The sequence below is a fragment of the Amycolatopsis sp. NPDC006125 genome (genome assembly GCF_040614195.1).
GTDB lineage: Bacteria > Actinomycetota > Actinomycetes > Mycobacteriales > Pseudonocardiaceae > Amycolatopsis_E > Amycolatopsis_E tucumanensis.
Window position 1 is genome coordinate 1 of sequence record NZ_JBEXTZ010000171.1, and the last position, 9714, is coordinate 9714.

A 9714-nucleotide genomic window follows, 5' to 3' on the forward strand; every position below is an offset into this window, starting at 1 on the left:
CGCGCCGAGCCCACCGCCGCGGCGGCGCAGCTCGTGCACCAGGTGCACGGCCAGCCGCGCACCGGACGCGCCGATCGGGTGGCCCAGCGCGATGGCGCCGCCGTCCACGTTCACGATCTCCGGGTCGATGCCCAGCGCCTTCGTCGACACCAGGCCGACCGCGGCGAACGCCTCGTTGATCTCGACCAGGTCCAGCGCGCTCGCGTCCAGCTTCGCCTTCGCCAGCGCGGCCTTGATCGCGTTCGACGGCTGCTCGTGCAGGCTCGCGTCCGGGCCGGCGACGACACCGTGGGCGCCGATCTCGGCGAGCGGCTCCAGGCCCAGCTCCTCGGCCTTGGCCCGGCTGGCGACGACGACCGCGGCGGCGCCGTCGGAGATCTGCGAGGCCGAGCCCGCGGTGATGGTGCCGTCCGAGGCGAACGCCGGGCGCAGCTTCGCCAGGCTCTCCGCGGTGGTGTCGGCGCGCACGCCCTCGTCGGTGTCGAACACGACCGGGTCGCCCTTGCGCTGCGGGATGGACACCGGCGCCAGCTCGGCCTTGAACCGGCCGGCTTCGGCGGCAGCGACCGCGCGCTGGTGCGACCGGGCCGAGAAGGCGTCCTGGTCCTCGCGCGTGATGCCGTAGCGGGAGTTGTACTTCTCCGTGGACGCGCCCATCGCGCACTGGTCGAAGGCGCAGAACAGGCCGTCGTAGGCCATGTGGTCGAGCAGCGCGGTGTCGCCGTACTTGAAGCCGGACCGCGACTTCGGCAGCAGGTGCGGCGCCTGGGTCATCGACTCCTGGCCCCCCGCCACCACGAGGTCGAATTCGCCGGCGCGGATGAGCTGGTCGGCCAGCGCGATGGCGTCCAGGCCGGACAGGCAGACCTTGTTGATGGTCAGCGCGGGCACGTCCATCGGAATGCCTGCGGCGACCGCGGCCTGACGGGCCGGGATCTGGCCCGCGCCCGCGGTGAGCACCTGACCCATGATCGTGTACTGGACCTTGTCCGGCGACACCCCGGCCTGCTCCAGCGCGGCCTTGATGGCGATCCCGCCGAGTTGCGCGCCCGTGAAGTCCTTCAGTGAACCGAGCAGACGCCCGATCGGGGTACGCGCGGCACCCAGGATGACGGAACCGGACACAGCAGCCTCCAACAGACGAACGACGGCGGTCGATCCGACGATACCCGGAGCAACCGTCCAGTACAGGTGTGAGCCGTGGCACCCACGCACCCAGGTGCCAAGCTTTATCCTCACCACTATGAATGACGCGCTGAAGCCGTTCGTGACGACCATCGACCACGTCGGCATCGCCGTCGCCGATCTCGACGCCGCGATCGACTTCTACGCGGAGAACTTCGGCATGATCGCCACGCACTCCGAGGTGAACGAGGAGCAGGGCGTGCGCGAGGCGATGCTGCACGCGCCGGGCGACGAGTCCGGCCCCGCCATCCAGCTGCTCGCGCCGCTGCGACCGGACTCGACGATCGGGAAGTTCCTCGACACCAAGGGCCCCGGCCTGCAGCAGGTCGCCTACCGGGTCACCGACGTCGAGGCCGCAGCCGAGGCGCTGCGGGCCAAGGGCCTGCGCCTGCTGTACGACAAGGCCAAGCGCGGCACCGCGAACAGCAAGGTGAACTTCGTGCACCCGAAGGACGCCGGCGGGGTGCTCGTCGAACTGGTCGAGCCCGCCGCCGCGCACTAACCCGGGGCGGGCCGGGCCATCAGCGCGTCGGCGATGAAGTTCAGCTCCCGCTCCATCAGGTCCGGCGGGTCGTCCCCGCCGTGCCGCGCCACCGAGTGCCGGTAGCTCACCGCGAGCGCCAGCAGCCCGGCCGCGCTGTCCACGTCGGCCACCGCGAGGTCGCCGTCCCCCGCCGCGATGATCACCGTGCGGACCTGCCGGACCAGCTGCTGGAACCGGTCGTGCAGCGCGTCCCGCACCGCCCGGTGGGTGTCGGCCTCCCGCCACAGCAGGTGGGACAGCATCCGCGACCGGGCGAGCCGCGCGTCGAGTTCGGACACCAGCCGCCGCAGGCTCTCCGCGATGTCCCCGGGCACGACCACCCGCGCGGCGTCGATCTGCTCGTCCGGCAGGCGCTTGATGAGGGCGCTGAGCAGGTCGGCCTTCCGCCGGAAGTAGTAGTGCACGAGACCCTTCGGCACGCCGGCCCGCTCGGCGATCCGGGAGGTCGGAGTGGCGTCGAAACCGCTTTCCGCGAAGAGGTCCTCGGCCGCACGGAGGATCCGCTCCTTGGCCGGGAGGTCGTCGCCGTGTTCGGTCCGCGCCACTCCGCCCGCCTCTCGTACAGCTCGCCAGCCCACAACGCTAACCGAAAACCGGCTCGTCGTGGGCCGACCGGGGTGACTGCCTCAGTGCGCGGTCGTCATCCCACCGCGGTGCACCGCGTTCGCCACCGGCAGTGCCGCCAGCCCGGCGATCGCGGTCAGGGCGCCGATGATCCACGAGGACCACGCCGCCACGTCCAGTGCCGTGTAGGTCATCACCCACGGCGCGATGAACAGCAGCGCCCCGAGGATGACCTGGACCCCCTCGCCGTAGACGAGGCCCGGCATGGACAGCGAAAGCAGGCCGTCCAGCGCGATGAGGGCGCCCAGCACGATCATCGTCCACATGGTGGTGGTGTCGGTGTCGGCCCACAGGGGCGTCAGTACCGCCACCACCCCGAGCACGACCTCGGCCCAGTCGTGCGGACGGGTCCACGCCCGCTTCGAACGATCAGCCATTCGTGATCACCTCCGAACCCGATCCGGGAGACCACGCGGCGCGGTCTCCGCACTGCCATGGTGCGCCTTGATTGGCCGGCCGGTCAATCAAGGTTGGATTACGGCGGACCCGGCACAACGGACGGGTGAGGTAGCCCTCCTCCCGGACAGTGGCGGATGACGTTACTGGCCAGTAATGTCAGGCACTCCAACCCAGCGCAGGGAGGCCCACATGACGATCACGGACATCCGGGATGCGATCCTCACCGGCGAGACCGCCGAAGTGGGCGCTCTGCCGGTGCCGGAGGCCTACCGCGGCGTGACGGTCCACGCCGACGAGGCCGGCATGTTCGACGGCATCCCCTCCCGGGACAAGGACCCGCGCAAGTCGCTGCACGTCGACGAGGTGCCCACCCCCGAGCCAGGGCCGGGCGAGGCGCTGATCGCCGTGATGGCCAGCGCGATCAACTACAACACCGTGTGGACGTCGATCTTCGAGCCGATCCCCACGTTCAAGTTCCTGCAGCGCTACGGGAAGCTCTCGCCGCTGGCCAAGCGCCACGACCAGCCCTACCACGTGGTCGGCTCGGACGCGGCCGGCGTCGTGCTGCGCACTGGGCCGGGTGTGCACCGGTGGCAGCCGGGCGACCAGGTCGTCGCGCACTGCCTCAACGTCGAGCTGGAGGGCCCGGACGGGCACAACGACACCATGCTCGACTCCGACCAGCGGATCTGGGGTTTCGAGACGAACTTCGGCGGGCTCGCCGAGCTGGCGCTGGTCAAGGCCAACCAGTTGATGCCCAAGCCGGACCACCTGACCTGGGAGGAGGCCGCCTGCCCCGGGCTGGTCAACTCCACCGCCTACCGGCAGCTGGTGACCCCCAACGGGGCGAACATGAAGCAGGGCGACGTGGTGTTGATCTGGGGTGCCTCCGGCGGGCTCGGGTCGTACGCCACGCAGTTCGCGCTCAACGGCGGCGCGATCCCGGTGTGCGTGGTGTCCAGCCCGGAGAAGGCGGAGATCGTCCGCCGGATGGGTGCCGAACTGGTGATCGACCGCAACGCGGAGGGTTACCGGTTCTGGAAGGACGAGAACACACAGGACCCGAAGGAGTGGCAGCGCTTCGGCGCGCGCATCCGAGAGTTGACCGGCGGTGAGGACCCGGACATCGTGTTCGAGCACCCGGGCCGGGAAACGTTCGGCGCGTCGGTCTACGCGGCGCGCAAGGGCGGCACGATCGTCACCTGCGCGTCCACCTCCGGATACCTGCACCAGTACGACAACCGGTACCTGTGGATGAACCTGAAACGGATCATCGGCTCGCATTTCGCGAATTACCGCGAGTCGTGGGAGGCCAACCGGTTGATCGCGAAAGGCCTGATCCACCCGACGCTGTCCCGGACGTACCCGATGACCGAAACCGGGCAGGCGGCGCTGGACGTGCACCGCAACGCCCACCAGGGCAAGGTCGGTGTGTTGTGTCTCGCCCCGGAGGAGGGTTTGGGCGTGCGTGATGTGGAGAAGCGGTCCAAGCACATCGACCGGATCAATTTGTTCCGCGGCGCCTAAGTAGTCTGGGCCGCATGAGCCTTGGCGACGAACGAGAGCTTGTACCGCTCGGCGCGGGTTTCGACCTGGCCAAGCGCGGTTACGACCGCCACCAGGTCGACGAGCACCTCGAACGGCTGGACAGCGACCTGAAAATGCTCGCCGCCGACCGGGATGCCGCCATCTCGCAGGCCGGCGACCTCGCCCGGCAGCTGGAGCAGGCTCGCGGCGAGATCGAGAACCTGCGCGGCCAGGTCGAGCGGCTGGGCCAGCCGCCGACGACGGTCGAGGGCCTGTCCGAGCGGTTGCAGCGCATGCTGCGGCTGGCGCAGGAGGAGGCCGCCGACACGCGGGCCCGCGCGGAGGCCGAGGCCGGGCACATCCGGGCGAAGGCCGAGTCGGACGCCAGCGCCATGCGCGCCCGCTACGAGCAGCTGCTGTCCGAGCTGGACGCGCGGCGCAAGGAGATGGAGGCCGAGCACCGCAAGGTGCTGGAGACCGCGCGCGCCGAGGCCGAGTCGATCACGAACAAGGCCAAGGAGGAGCGGGACCGGCTGGACCGCGAGGCCGAGCAGCGCCGCACGCAGGTCGAAGAGGACTTCGAGATCGCGATGGCGGCGCGGCGCACCGAGGCGATGCGGGTGCTGGCGGAGCAGGAGGCGACCAGCAAGGCGGAAGCCGAACGCCGCGTCCGCGAAGCGACGGACGAGGCCGCGGCGATCCGGAAGAAGGTCGCCGAGGAGGAGGCCGCCGCGAAGGCCGAGATCGAACGCCGCCGCCGCGAGTCCATCGAGGACGCCAACCGGCGCAAGACGGAGTCGATCACCGAGGCGAACGCCCGGGTGGCGGAGGCGTCCGACGAGGCGGCGCGCCGCGTGCGCGAAGCCACGGAGGAGTCGAACCGCCGCATCAACGCGGCCGCCGACCGGGTGGAGGCGCTGCGCAAGCTGCGCGCGGGAATCGCCGAACAGGTCAAGGCAGCGCGCGAAGTGCTGCTAGAGGCCAATTCGGTGCTCGGCGAAGCCGAACCGGTGATCGAGCCCCTGCCCGAGGAGCGCGAGGCCACACCTGCGGGGAAGCCCTCCGGGAGGCAGTAGAGGCGCGGGCGGGGCAGCGCTCTCGAGCGGAGTGACACCTCGGCGCGGCAGCGCTCCCGGACGGAAGTGACACCTCGGCGCGGCAGCGCTCCCGGACGGAAGTGACACCTCGGCGCGGCAGCGCTCCCGGACGGAAGTGACACCTCAGCGCGGCAGCGCTCCCGGACGGAGGTAACGCCTGGCGGGGCGGGCTGAGCCACTTTGGCCAGCCCACTCCCGCCACCACACATCCCGCCCGGAGCACACCGCCAAGGCGGCAGAGCCGAACCACCTTCACCAGGCGCTTCCCCCACCAGGCACGCCCTGCCACCAGGCAAGCTGCGCCCCGCTCTGCACATCCCGGGCGGGCAGAGCTGCGTCAATCCGACCAGGGACCCCGGTCGGTCAGGCTCGATCCCGCTCGACCTCCACGGCCACCGGAGGCAGGGTCGAGCCCGCCGCGATCTTCGCAGCCACTGTGGCCTGCGCGGTTGTCCCCGCCAGACGAGGTGTGCCGGGTGCGCTGTCACGGCCCGCCGAAGAACGTGAAACCGTCCCCGGTGGTGGGGCTGCGCAGAAACCGACTGGCGAGTAACCTAGGGCGCCACTTGCGAAAGCGCACAGGCGCGCACCCTTGCCGGAGGTATTGGGATGGCTGCATACCGGACCGTGGTTGTCGGTACGGACGGGTCTGATTCATCGTTCCGCGCGGTCGACCGGGCGGCGGCCGTGGCCGCGGACTCCGGCGCCACGCTCGTCATCGTGTGCGCCTACTACCCGGCGAGCAGGCAGGACGTGGAGAAGGCCCAGGACGTCCTCGGCGAGGAGGCCTACCAGGTGGTCGGCTCGGCGCCGGCCGAGGACACGCTCCGCAGCGCCCGCGACCGCGCACTCAAGGCCGGCGCGGGGTCGACCGAGACGATCGCCGTGGTCGGGGAGCCGGTCGAAGCCTTGCGCAAGGTCGTCTCCGACAAGTCGGCCGACCTGCTGGTCGTCGGCAACCGCGGCCTCAACACGCTCACCGGGCGGCTGCTCGGGTCGGTGCCGTCGGAGGCGGCGCGCAAGTCGGGCGTCGACGTCCTGATCGTGCACACCACGTAGGCCGTGGTGGACTCCGAGCGCCTCGAGAGCATCCTGCTCGGCGGCAAGCGCCGCTACACGCGGCTCGATGTGGCCGAGAAGGCGGGTGTGCCCATCGAACGGGCCACCCGCCTGTGGCGGGCGCTGGGGTTCGCCACGGTCGGCGACGACGAGGTCGTCTTCACCGACGCCGACGTCGAGGCCGTCCGCACCACCGACCAGCTGATCTCCTCCGGCCTGCTCGACCAGGGCCTGGAGGCGCCGGTGGCGCGCACCCTGGGCCTGCACCTGTCCCGGCTGGCGGAGTGGCAGGTGCGGATGCTGTGGACACTGATCACCGAGAACGAACACCTCGGCCAGGACGACTCGCAGGTCGTGACGCTGGTCGAGCGCCTGCTGCCGGAGTTGCAGCGCGTGCAGGACTTCGTGTGGCGGCGGCACCTGGCGGCCTTCGCGGGCCGCGCGCTGGCCTCGCCGGAGGAGGACCTGGAGGCGCGGACGGAGGTCGTCGGGTTCGTCGACATGGTCGGCTACACGCGGCTGACCCGCCGCCTCGACGAGAGCGAGCTCAGTGCCGTGCTGGAGGGCTTCGAGCTGCTCGCGACCGAGGTGATCGCCGACCACCACGGCCGGGTGGTGAAGATGATCGGCGACGAGGTGCTGTTCGTCGCCGACGCGCCGGCCGATGCCGCTGAGATAGCGCTGACGCTGACCGAACGCACAGCGGCGGACGCCGAACTGCCGGAAGTCCGGGCGGGCCTGGCGGCGGGAAGGATCTTGAGCCGCTTCGGCGACGTGTACGGGTCGGTGGTGAACATGGCCGCACGGCTCACGTCGGTGGCGCGCCCAGGCACGGTGCTGATCGACCGCGAACTGGCGGGCGAACTGGCGGAACTGCCGGGTTTCACCGTGCGATCCCGCCGCCCGGCGACGGTCCGCGGCTACGCGCGGCTGCACCCGTACGTGCTCAGGAGGGCTTAGCAGGCCGCCGAGCGGAAACCGATGCGGTCACCGGTGCCCCGGCGACCGCATCGATCGTCAGGCTCAGTTCGCGGGCAGGACCGCGTACTGGCGCACGTACAGGTCGGTGTAGGTGACCGGCCCGCGGGGGCCCGGCACCTTGTCCAGGTTGATGCCGGTCTCGGGCACGGCCAGCAGCTTGAAGCCGTCCAGCAGGCGGGTGGGCGCGTTCCAGAACACGCCGGTGCCGGTGTAGCCGTCGAGGAAGGCCGAGGCGGTTCCGGCGTCCTCGGTGGCGATGCCCGCCGCCAGGCCGGAGGTCTGCTCGTTGGCGATCGACACGGCCTCGGTCACGTCGGCGACCTGCGCGACCGTCACCGTGGCCTCGTGGTCGGAGTCGAGCGCCCACTCGTAGCCGATGGCGTGCTCGTGCGGCGGCAGCGAGGGCGTCACCTTCCGCTCGGCCAGCGCCTCGGAGATGACCGGCCACAGCTGGTCGTGCACCGCGGAGTGGATGAGCAGCAGGTTGAGCCGGTTGCAGACGCCCAGCCGGTCGAGGCTGTTGAACACCAGGTCGCGAACCTTGCCGGCGTCGGCGGCCTCGTCGATGTACAGCACGCCGCCGCCGTCGGCGTGGGCGAGCGTGCGCACGCCGTGCTGGGCGGCCTCGAGCGCGAGCGCGCGGGTGCTCTCGCCACTGCCGCGCAGGATGACCAGCGGCACCAGGTCCGGGAACCGCACCAGGGCGGCCGCGGCCTCCCGTTCGACGCGCGGCACCAGCTGCACGACGGCGGGGTTGATGCCCGCGTCGGACAGCGCCGGGGCGATGACGACCTCCAGGAGCCGCTGGGCCGAGCCGAGCGCGGCCGAGCCGGTGCGCAGCACCCCGCCGTTGCGGGACTTGACGAGCTGCGACGCCACGTCGACCGTCACGTTGGGCCGGGCCTCGTAGTTCGCGCCGATCACGCCGACCGGACGGCGCCGCTCGACGAGCCGCAGGCCGTCGGACAGCTCCTTCACCGGGATCTCGCGCTCGCCGTGGGGCGAGCCGGCCAGCAGGCGCAGCTGCTCGGCCATGCCGGTGAGCCGCTCCTCGGTGATCGTGAGGCGGTCGAGCAGTCCGGCGCTCATGCCTTCCTGCTGTGCCCGCGCCACGTCGGCCCGGTTGGCCTCCAGGACGCTTTCACGCGCGTCGAGGAGGCGGTTCGCCATGGCGGTCAGGGCCGCGTCGATGGCCTCGTCGGACGCGGTGGCCAACGACGGGGACGCCGCCTTGGCCGCCCGCGCGCACTCCTCAACAGCCTTCGCCACCTCGTCGGACACCGCTACCTCCACGCTGGGAACTGGGAGCCTCCAGTGTGCCGCACGGGCAGGTCAGGGCTGCAGCGCGGGTTCCAGCAGCCACGCGCCGCCGACGAAGAGACAAGTGACCGCGAGCACGCCGAGCATGAGCATCCACAGCGCCGCCGGCACACCGGTCAGCCGGGCGAGCTGGTCGGCGTCGGAGTCCCGCGCCGCGCCGCGCCGTCGTTTGATCTGCAGCTCGATGACCGGCCGGAGCCCGCCGAACAGCAGGAACCAGGTGATCAGGTAGATGAACCACGCCTGGACCTGCGGCCCGGCGACGAGCGCGACCACCGCCAGCCCGGCGGCCGTGAGCACCACGGACAGCACGCCATACGCGTTGCGGACCATGACCAGCACGCCGAGCAGCAGCAATGCGGCGAGCGCGAGCAGCACCGTGATGCGTCCCGCGGCCAGCAGGCTCGCGAAGGCCAGGCCGAGGATCCCGGGGGCCGGGTAGCCCGCGAGCGCGGTCAGGACCATGCCCGGCCCCTCGGGCTTGCCCCGCGAAACCGTGACGCCCGAGGTGTCCGAGTGCAGCTTGATGCCCTGCAACCGGCGCCCGGCCAGCACCGCGATCAACGCGTGGCCCGCTTCGTGGACGATGGTGATCACGTTGCGGGCCATCCGCCAGGGCGCGCCGGACAACACCAGCAGGAGCGCCACACCGCCGGTGACCAGCGGCACCGGGATGGACGGATCCGGCTGCGCCCCGAAGAGACCCGCCAGCACGTCGAGCTCTGCCGTCGCCTCGTTCACGCGCGAAGCTCACCACACGTGGAGTGCGCTCCCTGTTATCACCCCCATCGTGATCACAGCTCCTTCACTGGTAGTTGGGATGGGCGGGGCGGCGTGGTGCCGTTGTGGGGATGGCGCCGGCGCTGCCCCTCCGGTGCGGTCCTGTTCGCGGTCGTGGTGCTCGGGATCGACGGCCTCTACGGGTTCATCTGGTTCGGGTTCGCCGGCGCGCTGCTGGCCAGCGTCGCGGTGTTCCTG

General features: G+C 71.2%; 10 protein-coding genes. 5 read left to right on the forward strand and 5 right to left on the reverse strand.

The features are described from left to right. The coding region (locus ABZ193_RS42070; protein ID WP_354714370.1) for an acetyl-CoA C-acetyltransferase at nt 1–1125 on the reverse strand (1125 nt) is incomplete at its 3' end. Nucleotides 1126–1243: 118 nt separating this feature from the next. Between ABZ193_RS42070 and mce the strand changes: the two genes are divergently transcribed. Beyond that, nucleotides 1244–1687 (forward strand): methylmalonyl-CoA epimerase, encoded by a 444-nt coding sequence (gene mce / locus ABZ193_RS42075; protein ID WP_020420202.1) that lies wholly within the window; start codon nt 1244–1246, stop codon nt 1685–1687. Here the strand turns inward: mce and ABZ193_RS42080 are convergent. Together ABZ193_RS42080 and ABZ193_RS42085 are read right to left on the reverse strand one after the other, a co-directional pair. Beyond that, complete coding sequence (locus tag ABZ193_RS42080; protein WP_020420203.1) at nt 1684–2274, reverse strand: TetR/AcrR family transcriptional regulator; 591 nt, start codon at nt 2272–2274, stop codon at nt 1684–1686. The genes mce and ABZ193_RS42080 overlap by 4 nt on opposite strands. A gap of 81 nt (nt 2275–2355) precedes the next feature. After that, nucleotides 2356–2730: an SPW repeat protein gene (locus tag ABZ193_RS42085; RefSeq protein ID WP_020420204.1), complete on the reverse strand. Its 375-nt coding sequence runs from the start codon at nt 2728–2730 to the stop codon at nt 2356–2358. 211 nt (nt 2731–2941) lie between these two features. Here ABZ193_RS42085 and ccrA point away from each other — a divergent pair, with 211 nt between their 5' ends. The 4 genes from ccrA to ABZ193_RS42105 all read left to right on the forward strand — a co-directional run bounded on the left by ccrA (nt 2942) and on the right by ABZ193_RS42105 (nt 7395). After that, the gene (ccrA, locus tag ABZ193_RS42090; protein ID WP_020420205.1) at nt 2942–4279 is read left to right on the forward strand and encodes a crotonyl-CoA carboxylase/reductase; all 1338 of its coding nucleotides are present in this window, start codon (nt 2942–2944) and stop codon (nt 4277–4279) included. Between the two features lie 14 nt (nt 4280–4293). Beyond that, nucleotides 4294–5355 (forward strand): chromosome segregation protein, encoded by a 1062-nt coding sequence (locus ABZ193_RS42095; RefSeq protein ID WP_020420206.1) that lies wholly within the window; start codon nt 4294–4296, stop codon nt 5353–5355. A 630-nt stretch (nt 5356–5985) separates the two neighbouring features. Beyond that, entirely contained in the window at nt 5986–6435 is a 450-nt protein-coding gene (locus ABZ193_RS42100; RefSeq protein ID WP_017984484.1) for a universal stress protein, read from the forward strand. 3 nt (nt 6436–6438) lie between these two features. Beyond that, nucleotides 6439–7395: an adenylate/guanylate cyclase domain-containing protein gene (locus ABZ193_RS42105; RefSeq protein ID WP_354714373.1), complete on the forward strand. Its 957-nt coding sequence runs from the start codon at nt 6439–6441 to the stop codon at nt 7393–7395. A gap of 63 nt (nt 7396–7458) precedes the next feature. Here ABZ193_RS42105 and ABZ193_RS42110 read toward each other — a convergent pair whose 3' ends face one another. Together ABZ193_RS42110 and ABZ193_RS42115 are read right to left on the reverse strand one after the other, a co-directional pair. Next, on the reverse strand, nt 7459–8697 hold the full coding sequence (locus tag ABZ193_RS42110; protein WP_354714375.1) for an aldehyde dehydrogenase family protein: 1239 nt from the start codon (nt 8695–8697) through the stop codon (nt 7459–7461). Between the two features lie 51 nt (nt 8698–8748). Then, the gene (locus tag ABZ193_RS42115) at nt 8749–9450 is read right to left on the reverse strand and encodes a M50 family metallopeptidase (RefSeq protein ID WP_235716212.1); all 702 of its coding nucleotides are present in this window, start codon (nt 9448–9450) and stop codon (nt 8749–8751) included. Nucleotides 9451–9714: the final 264 nt, after the last annotated feature.

Bases quoted from the DNA above. Each gene is read 5' to 3' on its own strand.
- mce (WP_020420202.1), top strand. From the start codon at position 1,244: ATGAATGACGCGCTGAAGCCGTTCGTGACGACCATCGACCACGTCGGC.
- ABZ193_RS42085 (WP_020420204.1), bottom strand. From the start codon at position 2,730: ATGGCTGATCGTTCGAAGCGGGCGTGGACCCGTCCGCACGACTGGGCC.
- ccrA (WP_020420205.1), top strand. From the start codon at position 2,942: ATGACGATCACGGACATCCGGGATGCGATCCTCACCGGCGAGACCGCC.
- ABZ193_RS42095 (WP_020420206.1), top strand. From the start codon at position 4,294: ATGAGCCTTGGCGACGAACGAGAGCTTGTACCGCTCGGCGCGGGTTTC.
- ABZ193_RS42100 (WP_017984484.1), top strand. From the start codon at position 5,986: ATGGCTGCATACCGGACCGTGGTTGTCGGTACGGACGGGTCTGATTCA.